Annotated in this window: 12 protein-coding genes; 7 read left to right on the top strand and 5 right to left on the bottom strand. The window is 67.4% G+C overall.

Annotation, left to right across the window (positions count from 1 at the left end):
* Positions 1 to 17: 17 nt before the first annotated feature.
* Positions 18 to 602, top strand: a complete 585-nt coding sequence (locus ABID97_RS24185; protein WP_354401321.1) for a thioredoxin family protein — start codon at positions 18 to 20, stop codon at positions 600 to 602.
* A gap of 87 nt (positions 603 to 689) precedes the next feature.
* Here the strand turns inward: ABID97_RS24185 and ABID97_RS24180 are convergent, their stop codons facing one another.
* The gene (locus tag ABID97_RS24180; RefSeq protein ID WP_354401320.1) at positions 690 to 1,430 is read right to left on the bottom strand and encodes a response regulator; all 741 of its coding nucleotides are present in this window, start codon (positions 1,428 to 1,430) and stop codon (positions 690 to 692) included.
* 198 nt (positions 1,431 to 1,628) lie between these two features.
* Between ABID97_RS24180 and ABID97_RS24175 the strand changes: the two genes are divergently transcribed.
* From ABID97_RS24175 to ABID97_RS24165, 3 genes are read left to right on the top strand one after another with little or no spacing between them, the layout of a single operon-like run.
* Positions 1,629 to 2,048 (top strand): organic hydroperoxide resistance protein, encoded by a 420-nt coding sequence (locus ABID97_RS24175; RefSeq protein ID WP_354401319.1) that lies wholly within the window; start codon positions 1,629 to 1,631, stop codon positions 2,046 to 2,048.
* 30 nt (positions 2,049 to 2,078) lie between these two features.
* Positions 2,079 to 3,455: an ATP-binding protein gene (locus ABID97_RS24170; protein ID WP_354401318.1), complete on the top strand. Its 1,377-nt coding sequence runs from the start codon at positions 2,079 to 2,081 to the stop codon at positions 3,453 to 3,455.
* 28 nt (positions 3,456 to 3,483) lie between these two features.
* Entirely contained in the window at positions 3,484 to 5,307 is a 1,824-nt protein-coding gene (locus ABID97_RS24165; protein WP_354401317.1) for a cytochrome c biogenesis protein DipZ, read from the top strand.
* Between the two features lie 40 nt (positions 5,308 to 5,347).
* Here ABID97_RS24165 and ABID97_RS24160 read toward each other — a convergent pair whose 3' ends face one another.
* The 4 genes from ABID97_RS24160 to rtcR form a co-directional block, all read right to left on the bottom strand.
* On the bottom strand, positions 5,348 to 5,602 hold the full coding sequence (locus ABID97_RS24160) for a hypothetical protein (RefSeq protein WP_354401316.1): 255 nt from the start codon (positions 5,600 to 5,602) through the stop codon (positions 5,348 to 5,350).
* A 143-nt stretch (positions 5,603 to 5,745) separates the two neighbouring features.
* On the bottom strand, positions 5,746 to 6,693 hold the full coding sequence (gene lhpI, locus ABID97_RS24155; RefSeq protein ID WP_354401315.1) for a bifunctional Delta(1)-pyrroline-2-carboxylate/Delta(1)-piperideine-2-carboxylate reductase: 948 nt from the start codon (positions 6,691 to 6,693) through the stop codon (positions 5,746 to 5,748).
* Positions 6,690 to 7,526, bottom strand: a complete 837-nt coding sequence (locus tag ABID97_RS24150; RefSeq protein WP_354401314.1) for an alpha/beta hydrolase — start codon at positions 7,524 to 7,526, stop codon at positions 6,690 to 6,692. The genes lhpI and ABID97_RS24150 overlap by 4 nt, the downstream gene beginning before the upstream one ends.
* A gap of 61 nt (positions 7,527 to 7,587) precedes the next feature.
* Positions 7,588 to 9,201 carry an RNA repair transcriptional activator RtcR gene (gene rtcR, locus ABID97_RS24145; RefSeq protein WP_354401312.1) on the bottom strand — a complete coding sequence of 538 codons (1,614 nt, stop codon included), beginning with the start codon at positions 9,199 to 9,201 and terminating at the stop codon, positions 7,588 to 7,590.
* A 219-nt stretch (positions 9,202 to 9,420) separates the two neighbouring features.
* Here rtcR and ABID97_RS24140 point away from each other — a divergent pair, with 219 nt between their 5' ends.
* From ABID97_RS24140 to ABID97_RS24130, 3 genes are all read left to right on the top strand, one after another.
* The gene (locus tag ABID97_RS24140; RefSeq protein WP_354401310.1) at positions 9,421 to 10,974 is read left to right on the top strand and encodes a vWA domain-containing protein; all 1,554 of its coding nucleotides are present in this window, start codon (positions 9,421 to 9,423) and stop codon (positions 10,972 to 10,974) included.
* Between the two features lie 546 nt (positions 10,975 to 11,520).
* Complete coding sequence (locus ABID97_RS24135) at positions 11,521 to 12,066, top strand: hypothetical protein (RefSeq protein WP_354401309.1); 546 nt, start codon at positions 11,521 to 11,523, stop codon at positions 12,064 to 12,066.
* Positions 12,067 to 12,199: 133 nt separating this feature from the next.
* Positions 12,200 to 13,420: an RtcB family protein gene (locus tag ABID97_RS24130; protein ID WP_354401307.1), complete on the top strand. Its 1,221-nt coding sequence runs from the start codon at positions 12,200 to 12,202 to the stop codon at positions 13,418 to 13,420.
* Positions 13,421 to 13,429 lie beyond the last annotated feature (9 nt).

Raw genomic sequence — 13,429 nt, 5'->3', positions numbered from 1 at the left:
GCACCGAGGAAATCGCCATGAAGCTCTCCCTCATCGCCATTGGCGCGGCCATTGCCGCGTCGGTGGCCGCCCTCACGTTCGCCGCGCCGCCATTGGGCGGTGACACGCCCGCAGGCGCGGCGCGCGCTGCGCCGGAGTTCCAGGCCATCGACACCTGGCTCAATTCGCAGCCCCTCAAGCTCGAAGCACTTCGCGGCCAGGTGGTGCTGGTCGATTTCTGGACCTACACCTGCATCAACTGCCTCAACCACCTGCCGCACGTGAAGGAGTGGCACGAGAAGTACAAGGACAAGGGACTGACCGTGGTGGGCGTGCACACGCCGGAGTTCGCGTTCGAGAAATCGACGAAGAACGTGAAGGACGCGATCCAGCGCCTGCAGATCAGGCACGCGGTGGCGCAAGACAACAGCTATGGAACCTGGAAGGCCTTCAACAACCAGTACTGGCCCGCGGTGTACCTGATCGACAAGCAGGGGCGCATCGCCTACTCGCACTTCGGCGAAGGCAGCTACGCCACCACCGAGAAGAAGATCCAGGCGCTGCTTGCTGAACCTGCAACGGCAGGCGTAAGCCCTGCCGCGCCGGGCGGGAGCGTCCGATGAAGAAGCTCTGGTTCGCGCTGCTGTTCTTTGCCGGCGGTATGGCCCACGAGATCCGCAACCCCACCAGCTGCCAGTGCGTGGCGTCGGTCAGCCAAGCGCCTCGACGGCCGAAGCGAGCACGTAGCCTTCGCTGCGCACGGTCTTGATGTAGCGGGGCTCGCGCGCATCGTCGCGCAGCCGCTGCCGCAGCCGGCTCACGAGCAGGTCGATCGAGCGCTCGAAGAGCTCGGCTTCGCGGCCCTGGGTGAGGCTCAGCAGCTGGTCGCGGCTCAGCACCTTTTGCGGGTGGTCCAGGAACACGCGCAGCAGCCGGTACTCGGCGCCGCTCAGCGCCACCATCACGCCGCTCTCGTCGATCAGGTGGCGCGCCACCGTGTCGACCTGCCATTCGCCGAATCCGAGCTTGTGCGCGGGTTCGACGGCGCCCATGTTCGGCGGCAGCATGCGCGTGCGGCGCATCACGGCGCGAATGCGCGCGAGCAGCTCGCGCGCCGAAAAGGGTTTGGCCAGGTAGTCGTCGGCGCCCATTTCCAGGCCCAGGATGCGGTCGGCTTCCTCGCTGCGCGCGGTCAGCATGAGGATCGGCGTCGCCTTGTACTTGCCGGTGCGCAGGTCGCGGCAGAGCGTGAGCCCGTCTTCGCCGGGCAGCATCAGGTCCAGGATGATCAGGTCGAACGGGCCCGACGCCTCGAGCGCGGCGCGCATGTGCCGGCCGGTGGGCACCGCCACCACGCGCAAGCCGTTCTTCACCAGGTAGGTCGTGAGCAGCTCGCGAATCTCCCGGTCGTCGTCGACGATGAGGATGTGGTCCGAAGTCTTTGGCGTCATGGCGTTGGGCAGGAAGGTGTGGCGCGGGAGGCGCCCGCAGCCGGAATGTAGCGCTCCTCGCCCGGCAAGGATGCAGCCGGTGAAACGTAGTGTGTGGATTTCTCTCGCGGATACACAGGCATACGCAATGTGCGCCGGCGGGGCAGGGGCGGCTCAACAATCCGTCCGTTCCCAACTTATCACCCTCAAGGATCCACCATGTCCCGCATCGAAAAAGTCCTCTACACCGGCAAGACCCACACCTCTTCGGGAGGCCGCGACGGCGCAGCGCGCAGCTCCGACGGCCGGCTCGACATCAAGCTCTCGTCACCCGGCAGCGCGGGCAGCGGCACCAATCCCGAGCAGCTGTTTGCCGCCGGCTGGTCGGCCTGCTTCATCGGCGCCATGGGCAAGGCGGCCGGCCAGATGAAGGTCACGCTGCCGCCCGACCTGGCCGTGGACGCCGAAGTCGACCTCGGCATGGCGGGCGCCGAGTATTTCCTGCAGGCGCGCCTGAACGTGAGCCTGCCGGGCCTGGACCGCGAAGTGGCCAAGGCACTGACGGACGCGGCGCACCAGACCTGCCCATACTCCAAGGCGACGCGCGGCAACATCGACGTTGCCATCCACCTGGTGTGAGCCAGCGGTTTTCATAGACAAGAGGTGCCCATGTCCACTCCCGCGATTGCTCCCGTGAACCCCTCCGGTGCCGGCGGCATGGGCGTGGGCGCCCGAGGCTGGCGGCGGCTGCTTCCCGGTTCGCTCTTCCTGCGGGTCACGCTGATCATCGTGGTGGGCCTTGCGGTGGCGCAGCTGCTCACCTTTGCCGCCATTCGCTACGAACGCAACCTGGCGCTGCGCGAGCTGATGATGACCGGCATCGAGCGCGACATCGCAAGTTCTGTCGCCATCCTCGACCGCCTGCCCGCGGCCGAACGCGCCGGCTGGCTCGACCGGCTGGAGCGGCGCAACTACCGCTTCGTGCTGGGCGGCAGCGCCGAGGGCGGCGAGCCCGGTTCGGAGGCTTCGCGCCAGTTTGCCAAGGCCATCACGGAGGCGATGCGCCCGTTCGAGATCGTCAAGGTCGGCGAGGTGGCGTGGCCGCCCGAGGGCCTGCAGATCCAGGTGCGGCTCGGCGACGGCTCTTCCGTGGTGGTCCATGCCATGCGCGTGGGCATGCCGGTCTCGGGCTGGGTGATGTGGGTCCTTGCGATCCAGCTGCTGATGCTGGCGGTGTGCGCCTGGGTCGCGGTGCGGCTGGTGACGCGGCCGCTTGCGCAGTTGTCTGCCGCGGCCGACGACCTGGGTCCCGACCTGACGGCGCGGAGCCTTGCCGAAGAGGGGCCGACCGAAGTGGCACACGCGGCGCGTGCCTTCAATGCCATGCAGCAGCGCATCGCGGGCTACATGGCCGAGCGCGTCGAGATTCTTGCTGCCATCTCGCACGACCTGCAGACGCCGATCACGCGCATGCGCCTGCGCACCGAGATGATGGACAACGCGCACGACCGCGAGAAATTCCGCCAGGACCTGGACGCCATGCACTCGCTGGTGCGCGAAGGCGTGACCTATGCGCGCACGCTGCACGGCGCCACCGAGCCACCCCTGCGCATCGACGCGGACGCGCTGCTCGAAAGCCTGGTGGCCGACTACGAGGACGTGGGCCAGCCGGTGCGCCTCGAAGGCAAGGCCGGCGCGCCCATCGTGAGCCGCCCCAACGCGCTGCGCCGGATCCTGATGAACCTGATCGACAACGCGCTGAAGTTCGGCAGCGACGTGCGCCTGTGCGTCCATGCCGAAGGCGGCCGCCTGGTGTTGCGCGTGCTCGACGACGGCCCCGGCATCCCGCCCGATGAACTCGACGCGGTGCTCAAGCCCTTCTACCGCGTCGAGAGCTCGCGCAACCGCAGCACCGGCGGCACCGGGCTGGGCCTGGCCATTGCGCACCAGCTGGCGATGGCCATGGGCGCCGAGCTCACGCTGCACAACCGCGCCGAAGGCGGGCTGGAGGCGCGGCTCGCGCTGGCCGGCGCGCCGGCGCACTGAACCCACTCCCTACGGACGATCCGACATCATGCTCATCCTCCTTGTCGCCTACCTGGGCGGGGTGCTCACCATCCTGAGCCCCTGCATCCTGCCGGTGCTGCCCTTCGTGTTCGCGCGCGCCGACCGCCCGTTCCGCTCGCACGGCCTGCCCATGCTGCTGGGCATGGCGCTGGCCTTTGCCGCGGTCGCCACGCTGGCGGCGGTGGGCGGCGGCTGGATCGTCACGCTCAACGAATATGGGCGCCATGCCGCGCTGGCCATGCTTGCGCTGTTCGGCGTGACGCTGATGTTCCCGGCCGTGGCCGACCGCCTGAGCCGGCCCCTGGTGGCGCTCGGCCTTCGCCTGTCGTCCGGGACGGGGCCGCACGGCACTGCGGGTGCGGCGCCTGCCTCGGTGTTTTCGCCGTTGCTGCTGGGCGTGGGCACGGGCCTGCTCTGGGCGCCCTGCGCGGGGCCGATCCTCGGCCTGATCCTGACCGGCGCGGCCCTCAATGGCGCCAGCGTCGGCACGTCGCTGCTGCTGCTTGCCTATGCCGCCGGCGCATGCACGTCGCTGGCGGCCGCGCTGCTCTTCGGCGGCCGGCTGCTCACCGCCATGAAGCGATCGCTGCATACCGGCGAATGGCTGCGGCGCGCAGCGGGCGCCGCCGTGCTGGTGGGCGTGGGCGCCATCGCGCTGGGGCTGGATACCGGCCTGCTTGCGCGCCTGTCGGTCGGCACCACCTCGGCGCTGGAGCAGGCGCTGGTGGAAAAAATCAACAGGGATATGCCGAAGCCATCGCCCGAACCTCAGGCCGAGCCGGTTTCGCTGCGCGAAGGCGCGGGCCTGGTGCGCGTCTCGGAAAAGGAGGACCGCCCGACGCCCTCGGCGCCGAGCGCGCTCAGGATCGAAGGCAATTTTCCTTCCCTGGCCGGGGCCACCGAGTGGATCAACAGCGCGCCGCTGACACCCGCGGCATTGCGCGGCAAGGTGGTGCTGGTCGACTTCTGGACCTATTCGTGCATCAACTGCCTGCGCACGCTGCCGTACGTTCGCGCATGGGCCGAGAAGTACAAGGACGCCGGCCTGGTGGTCATCGGCGTGCACACGCCGGAGTTCGCTTTCGAGAAGCGCCCGGCCAACGTGCGCAAGGCCACCAAGGATCTCGACATCGGCTTCCCGGTGGCGATGGACAACGACTACGCGATCTGGCGCGGCTTCGACAACCGGGCCTGGCCCGCGTTCTACTTCATCGATGCAGAGGGCCGCATCCGCCATCACCAGTTCGGCGAGAACCGGTACGACAAGGCCGAACGCGTCATCCAGCAGCTGCTGGCCGAAGCGGGGCAGACCCGCATCGCCGCCGGCCTGGTGGCGCCGCTGGGGCAGGGTACGCAGGCCGCGCCCGGCAGCGAACCCGCGCTGTCCGGTGAAACCTACCTGGGCCACGAACGGGCCAACGGCTTCGCCTCGCCCGGTGGCATCGCGCGGGACCATGCCAAGGTCTACCAGCCAGCGTCTTCATCCCTGCGTGCCAACCAGTGGGCGCTGGCCGGCGACTGGACCGTGGAAGCCGAGCGCGCCGTGCTGAACGGTGCCGGTGGGCGCATCACCTACCGCTTCCAGGCGCGCGACCTGCATCTGGTGCTCGGGCCGGCGGCCAACGGCAAGCCGGTTCGCTTCAGGGTGCGCATCGATGGAAAGCCGCCGCTTGCGGACCACGGCTCGGACACCGATGCAGAAGGGGAGGGCGTGATCGACGGCCAGAAGCTCTACCAGCTGGTGCGCCAGTCGGCCGGGGCGAAGGAGCGCCTGTTCGAAATCGAATTTCTGGATGCCGGCGCGCAGGCCTATGCGTTCACTTTCGGCTGATGCGCGCTGACGAGCGACGTGCGGGGAAAGGTGCGAAGCGTCAGGTGGCCGCCCAGGCGTTCAGCGACAGGCGGCGCAGCATGTCGGTCTGGCGGGACTCCTCGGCATCGCGCAGGCTCTTGGCCGCCCGGGCGGCCACGTAGGCCACGTACATCGTCTCGATGGCTTTGCCCCACTCCTGCATCTTCTGCGAGACGGCGCTGGCGGCGGATGCGGAGCTGTCTTCGGCCGGGCGGGCAGGCACCTCGAAACCAGCTTTGCTGAGGATGGTGGCTTTCTGAAGGATGGTGAGCATGCGGCTGGCCTCTGGATCTCTGGGTATGGGCATCAGGTTAGCTTCAGCGCAAAAGCCGTGCCATCAGCCGCATGACGTATGCGCGTGTCAGCCAAATGCCATCTCCGCGCCTGGGTTTGCGCCCCTTTTCTAGGCCTTAAGCCTTAGGCGGAGGGCGATCCGCCGTGCTGCCAGACCAGCGTGGCTGCCGTCAGGTCCTCGAGCGCACTGCCCACCGCCTTGAACACGGTGCGCTCTTCGCGCCCCGTGCGGCCCGGCCGCTCGCCCCGGCAGAGTGCGGCCAGCGTGCCCTGCACCGCATCGGCGCGCAGCGTGCCGGCTGCGATGGCGTCGAGCAGATCGCCGGCCTTCTGGAGCGCCTCGGCCGTGTCGACGAAGGTGCGCGCGCCTTCGAAGCAGCGTGCATCGGCCTCGCGCATGGCGGGCGTGAAGCTGCCGATCAGGTCCAGGTGCGAGCCCGCCGGGAGCCATTCGCCGCGCACCAGCGGGGCGGTGGCCAGCGTGGCGCAGCTCACGATGTCGGCCTGGCGCACGGCCACTTCGAGGTCCGGCACCGCCTCTGCGTCGAGCCCTTCGGCGCGCCATTGCGCCGCCAATGCTTCGGCGCCCTGGGGCCGGTGGTTCCACACGCGCACCTGGTCGATCGGGCGCACGCTGGCATGCGCGGCGGGCAGCAGCCGTGCGATGCGTCCGGTTCCCAGCACCAGCAGCCGGCGCGCATCCGGCCGCGCCAGGAACGAGGCGCCGAGCGCCGACGCCGCGGCCGTTCGGCGCGCGGTGAGCTCGTTGCCGTCCATCAACGCAAGCGGCACGCCGGTGCGCGCGTCGTACAGCACGTAGGTGGCATGCAGGCCCGGCAGCCCGAGCGCGCCGTTGCCCGGAAAGACGTTGATGGTCTTGATGCCCAGGAACCCCGCGTCGCTCCACGCCGGCATGATGAGCACGGTGCCCTTGTCCGCACCGGCCGTGTCGATGCAGTGCACATGGCGCGGCGGCACATGCGCCTCGGCCGCGAAGGCGGCGCGCAGTGCGGGCACGAGCCGTGCAAAGGCCAGCGGCTCGCGCGTGGCGGTTTCGTCAAAGTGCTTCATGGTTGCCGTGGACGCAGCGAAGCGTCGAAGAAGTCGACCAGCGCGCGCTGGTAGGTGGTGCCGAAGCGCTCGGTCATCGGCTCCAGGTGGCCGGCGCCCGCCACCTCGACGAGGCGCTTGGGCTCGCGCGCGGCGTCCAGCAGGCGCCGGGAATGCGAATGCGGGATCACGGGGTCCGCCGTGCCATGGATGAGCAGCAGCGGGATGGGCGAAATGGCGCCGATGTACCTGGATGCGGCGTACGCGTCACTCACCAGCAGGCCGGCGCCCGGGAGCTTCTCGCTGGCAATCGCCGAGTACGAATAGAAGGTCGCCTCGATGGCCGCTGCCTTCACGCCCGCGCGGTTGCCCGAGCCGACCACCGCAATGGCGTTGGTGCCGCCCAGGCTTTGGCCATAGACGAAGAGGCGCTCGGGGTCGACGTCGGCGCGCGTGCGCACGTGGTCGAGCGCGGCGTTCGAATCCTCGAACACGCCCTTGGGCCCGGGCTTGCCTTCGGACTGGCCATAGCCGCGGTAGTCGAACACGAACACGTTGAAGTCCTGCTTCGGCAACCAGGCCACGAAGCGCCAGTGCGCCGACATGTTCTGCGCGTTGCCGTGGAAATGCACCACCGTGCCCTTCGCTTCCTTCGGGCTCTGCCGGTTCACGGCGGGAATGAACCAGCCGCTCAGGCGCGTGCCGTCGGCGCTCTGGAACTGCACCGCTTCGTAGCGCAGCCCCAGCGCCTCGGGCGTCTCGTAGCGCACCCGGTCGGGGTAATAGAACATCGACTGGACGCAGCCGGTGAGAAACAGCGGCAGGGCGAGCAGCGCCGGCTTCCAGTTCATCATCGCGTGCTTTCCAGGAATCGAGCGGATGCGGAGGGGGCCATTCGCGCGGAGGATAGCTCAGTCAGCCCGCCGCGATGCTGCTCCATTCGAGCCCGTGTTTCGCGAGGTACTTGCGCAGCCGGTCCGCATCGTTCAGCACGCTGCGCTGCGCGCGCGAGGCCTGGAAGAGGCGGCGCCCCGCATCCGACAGGCTGCGCGACTCGCGGCACACGCGCACCACGGCCTCGAGCTGCAGCCGGTCGAAGAGGTCGAGCGACGCCGCGCGTTCGTCGCCCAGCAGGGCGTCGAGTGCGGCATCGGAAGCGTCCGCGCCGTGCGTGGCCGGGCTCTCGCGGTTCCACAGCCAGCGCAGCCGCGCGATCTCCGCCTCCACCAGCGCGACGGGAATGCGCCCGCCATCGGCCAGCGTGGCCAGCCGCGTCACGCTCGCCGACAGGTCGCGGAAGTTGCCGCACCACAGCGCCTCGGCGCTCTGCGCAAAGCGCAGGTAGGCCGCGCGCGCCTCGGCGTTGAAGCGCACGACGCGATGGCTTTCGCTCGCGTGGATGGCCAGCAGGTGGTCGATGTTGGGTTCGATGTCCTCGGGCCGCTGCGCCAGGCCGGGCAGGTCGTAGGTCCACAGGTTGATGCGCGCGAACAGGTCTTCGCGGAAACGCCCGCCCGCCACGTCGCTGCGCAGGTCGCGGTTGGTGCCCGCAATGAGCTGGAAGTCGCTTTCCACTTCCTTGTCGGCGCCGACCGGGAAGAAGCGCTTTTCCTCGATCGCCTTGAGCAGCATCGCCTGCTCGTCCAGCCCGAGTTCGCCGATCTCGTCGAGAAACAGCGCGCCCTGGTGCGCCGTGCGCAACAGGCCCGCGCGCTCGCCGGCCGCGCCGGTGAACGCGCCCTTCTTGTGGCCGAAGAGCGTGGACGCCGCACCGTCGCCGCGCAAGGTGGCGCAGTTCACCTCGACGAAGGCGCCGGTCACCTGGTGGCGCGCCTGCTTGAGCTCGAACATGCGCCGCGCGAGGAACGACTTGCCCGCGCCGGTCGGACCCACCAGCAGGATCGGCGCGCGCGAGCGCACGGCCACGCGCTCGATCTCGTCGATGAGCGCGTTGAAGCGCGCGTTGCGCGTGGCGATGCCGCTCTTCAGGAAGGCGACCGCGTCGCGCTGCTCGGCATCGAAGCGCCGCGCGATCGCGTCGTAGCGCGACAGGTCCAGGTCGATCAGCGCGATCTCGCCCGGGTGGCCCGCGCGTTGCCGCTTGGGGGGCGAGGTCTGCGCCAGCACGCCCGGAATCACGCGCGATTCGGCCAGCAGGAACATGCAGATCTGCGCCACGTGCGTGCCGGTGGTGATGTGTGCCCAGTACTGCTCGCGCTCGGTGTCGAAAGGGTAGCCGCGCGCCCAGTCGTAGAGGCGGGTGTAGACCTCGCCGAAATCCCACGGATCCTCCAGGTCGATGGGAACGAGGTTGACCTGGGTTTCGGGCGACACGGTGGCGATGTCGGCCTTGACCACTTCGGCAAGCGCCTTGTGCTTCAGCGTGTGGAGCAGCTCCATGCGTGAGACGACCATGTCGTCGTGCTGCGCGAGCGACACGGTGGGGCGCCACTTCTCCCAGCGGCCGGTGCCCTGTCCGGCATCGAGCTGCGTGCCGAGGAAGCCGATGACGACGGTGGGTTTCTTCATACTTTATGGATAAAAAGCTATCCAAAATTATAAAACCTCCCCCTTCATCGCACGCCTGTGATTGTGGGCCACCCGCGGTGCAACTGAGAAAAATCTATTCAAATCAATGACTTGCAAAAATTAGCGGTGGATGGCCGCTGGCTGGCACACCCGTTGCAATAAGGAGTGCATACCCAAACACGAATACGCAAAAAGAGAACCCCGAGAGGAGAAGTCAGCATGGCAAACCTTCAGCTTTTCAAGACTCGCCGCGGCGCGCAGCTGCCGGCCGTCGACGCGCTCAACGAAGCGGGCGGCGTGGCCTATTCGCTCTCGCCCAAGCATCGGCTGGCGCAACTCGCCGCCACCGGCTGCCTGAACAGCACCTTCTACGTCCAGGCGCAGGACCAGCTCGAGACCGTGCTGGCCCTGGCTCGCGAAGTCGATCCGCTGTTCGTCGCCAAGACGGCCGTTTACGCCCGCCGCGCCGGCCACATGAAGGACATGCCGGCGCTGCTGGCCGCCACGCTGGCGGTGCGCGACGTGGCGCTGCTCGCCAAGGTGTTCCCCCGCGTGGTGGACAACGGCAAGATGCTGCGCAACTTCGTGCAGATGCTGCGCAGCGGCGTGGCGGGACGCAAGTCGCTCGGTACGCGGCCCAAGAAGCTGGTTCAGCGATGGCTGCTCGAGGCTTCGGAAACGCAGCTGCTGAACGCCGCCGTGGGCAACACGCCTTCGCTGGCCGACGTGGTGAAGATGGTTCACCCCAAGCCCGCCGAAGCATGGCGCGCCGCGTGGTTCGCATGGCTGATCGATCGTCCGTACGTCCTGGAGGCGCTGCCTCCGCTGACGCAGGCCTTCGAGCGCTTCAAGCGCGACCGCTCGCTCGAGTTGCCGGATGTGCCTTTCCAGATGCTGACCGCGCTGGAACTGGACGCACGGGCCTGGTCGCAGATCGCGCAGCGTGGATCGTGGCAGATGGTGCGCCAGAACCTGAACACCTTTGCGCGCCACGGTGTGTTCGAGCTGCCGGGCCTCGCGGAAGCCGTGGCCGCCAAGCTGCGTGACCCGCAAGCCGTGGCCAAGGCGCGCGTGCTGCCGTACCAGCTGATGGCGGCCTTCACAGCGGCCGGCGCCGAGGTGCCGCACGCGGTGAAGGAAGCGCTGCAGGACGCAATGGAACTCGCGCTGGCCAACGTGCCGGTGTTCGAGGGCCGCGTGGTCGTGTGCCCCGACGTGTCGGGCTCGATGAGCTCGCCGGTCACGGGCCACCGCGGTTCGGCGACGTCGGCGGTGCGCTGCATCGACGTGGCCGCGCTGGTGGCTGCCGCCGTGCTGCGCCGCAATGCGGATGCGCGTGTGCTGCCCTTCGAGACGAAGGTGGTGCCGTTGACGCTGAATCCACGCGATTCGGTGATGACCAATGCGGCCAGGCTGGCGGCGGTCGGTGGTGGCGGAACCTCGTGCAGCGCGCCCCTGGCGTTGCTGAACAAGGAAAAGGCGCAGGCCGATCTGGTGGCGCTGGTGTCGGACAACGAGTCGTGGGCCGACCCCGCACGTGGCCGCGGAACCGCGACCATGCAGGAGTGGGCGGCGTTCAAGCAGCGCAATCCGAAGGCGCGGCTGGTGTGCATCGACATCCAGCCCTGTGCGACCACCCAGGCGCAGGAGCGGGACGATGTGCTGAACATCGGCGGCTTCAGCGACGAAGTGTTCAGGCTGCTGGCGGTGTATGCCGCGGGTGCCCTGGGCGCCGAGCACTGGGTGGGTGTGATCGAAGAGACTTCGATCTGAGAGTAGTGAGAGGGTGCCGTGGGCCTTGGCCCATGGCACCCGATCCGATGAATATGAACGTCGTCGTTCGGCGAATGCAGGTGCGAGTACATCGAAAAAAATGTTATTTCTCGCATCGATTGTTGGTCGCCGGACGGGGATGAATGCAGTTTTTTTGTGCAGCGAATGCGGGCGGAACTACAGCCTCCGACGCTCGGGGTCGCGGGTTCGAATCCCGCCGGTCGCAAGGCCGTAGCTCAGCGGTAGAGCACGACTGTTTCGCCGACTCTTGTCGCTGCTTTTTGTTTTGAGGTGAATGCAGGCGGGTTTACAGGTAGAGCGTCATGGTCTTGGCCATGAAGGTCCCGGGTCCGAGTCCCGGTCTGTTTCGGCAGGTAGCTCAGTTCACAACCCGCCGGTCCTCGTCACCTCTTTTTTTATCGGGCGCGCTGGCAAAGAAGGGAGCGCCACTGCCAAAAATGTTGTATTGCCGGCAGTCCGGGTAGCACCGGATGCGGCGGGAAAGCCGGTTGGCGAGTACGGTTGAGGAAGCAGGTGCTGGCTCCGATGACGGGTCTGCCACTGGCGCGCGTTTCCAATCGCCGCTGGGCCAATGGCGTCAAACACCATGGTCGCCGTATTGATGCGGGTTCGAATCCCGCCGTGTCCACCAATCATCGAAGTTGTAGCGAAAAGACAGAAACGAAGATCATGTCGAAAGAAGATCGCACCCAGGAACGGATCGGCTACGTGCTGAGCGGCACCGGCTGGGCCACCTTGAGCATTCGCGCCGACGCCGGACTTATTGCGGTTGCGGTGTCGTACCTGCACGATTCGCTGGGCGATCTCGCCCGCATGGGTCTCGACCTGGCAAAAGGTGCGAAGTCCGCCGCGGCCGTCTTCATGGACGAGCCCGGAGAGGTCCACGTGGTGGTGACGGGCGACGACGACGAGATGGCGTTCGAGTTGCGCCGCTACCGCGATTGGGCGAGTTGGGGAATCACTGCCATGGATGACTTTGAGGCTGGACCATGGGGGTATCGACCGCATAGACCTGATCCGCAACATCCACTCGATCCTGGAGCGCATCTATGTGGATATGGGGCTGGATAAGTACCGGGAACTCTGGGTAGAGCATGAATTCCCGCTTCGGACGTACGAAGGGCTCATTGCGGTATTGAAGAAGCGGTTGCGGGGCTCCCAGAAATAGAAATTGAACAGACAGAGAGAGAGAGAGAGAAAGAATATGACGAACTACAAACTGCACGAAGTCGCCAACGGCGTCCCCGTCAAGATGTGGACGAACGGTGTGCCCGTGGAAGACGAAGCGCAGAAGCAGCTCGAGAACGCCGCGCGCCTGCCCATCGTGTTCAGGCACATCGCGGCCATGCCCGACGTGCACTACGGCATCGGCGCCACCGTGGGTTCGGTGATCCCGACCTTCAAGGCCATCATCCCGGCCGCGGTGGGCGTGGACATCGGTTGCGGGATGATGGCGTGCAAGACCACTCTCAATGCGCGCGACCTGCCCGACAACCTGGGCCCGCTGCGCTCGGCGATCGAGAAGGCCGTGCCGCACGGAAGCAACCCCAGGCGCATGGGCCGCGACAAGGGCTCGTGGGAAACGCCGCCCGATGAAACCGATGCGGCCTGGGCCACGCTGGTGGACGAGTTCGAGCTGCTCTGCGAGGACTACCCGCGCATCAAGAACACCAACAACCACAAGCACCTGGGAACGCTGGGAACCGGCAACCACTTCATCGAGGTCTGCCTCGACGAGGCGGGTGCGGTGTGGTTCATGCTGCACTCGGGCTCGCGCGGCGTGGGCAATGCCATCGGCACGCACTTCATCGAACTCGCGAAGAAGGATGCCGAGCTGCACCAGCGCAACCTGCCCGACCAGGACCTGGCGTACTTCGAGGAAGGCGCCAAGTACTTCGGCGACTACGTGCGCGCGGTGGGCTGGGCCCAGAAGTTCGCACGGGCCAACCGCGAAGTGATGATGCAGCGCGTGGTCGCGGCCGCGCGCAAGGTCATCGCCAAGCCCTTCGAGGCGCATGTGGAAGCGGTGAATTGCCACCACAACTACGTGAGCCGCGAGACCCACTTCGGCGAAGACGTGCTCGTCACGCGCAAGGGCGCGGTGAGCGCCAAGGCGGGCGAACTCGGGATCATTCCCGGCAGCATGGGTGCCAAGAGCTACATCGTGCGCGGAAAGGGCAACCCCGAGAGCTTCATGAGCTGCAGCCACGGCGCGGGTCGCGTCATGAGCCGCACCAAGGCGAAGAAGCTCTTCACCATTGCCGACCAGATCGCCGCTACCGAAGGCGTGGAATGCCGCAAGGACGCCGACGTGATCGACGAGATCCCGATGGCCTACAAGGACATCGACGCGGTGATGGAAGCGCAGAAGGACCTGGTGGAGGTGGTGTACACGCTCAAGCAGGTGGTGTGCGTGAAGGGGTAAACAACGCAG

It is taken from the genome of Variovorax sp. OAS795, assembly GCF_040546685.1.
Taxonomy (GTDB): domain Bacteria; phylum Pseudomonadota; class Gammaproteobacteria; order Burkholderiales; family Burkholderiaceae_C; genus Variovorax.
This window is presented reverse-complemented; position numbering and strand designations above follow the sequence as displayed.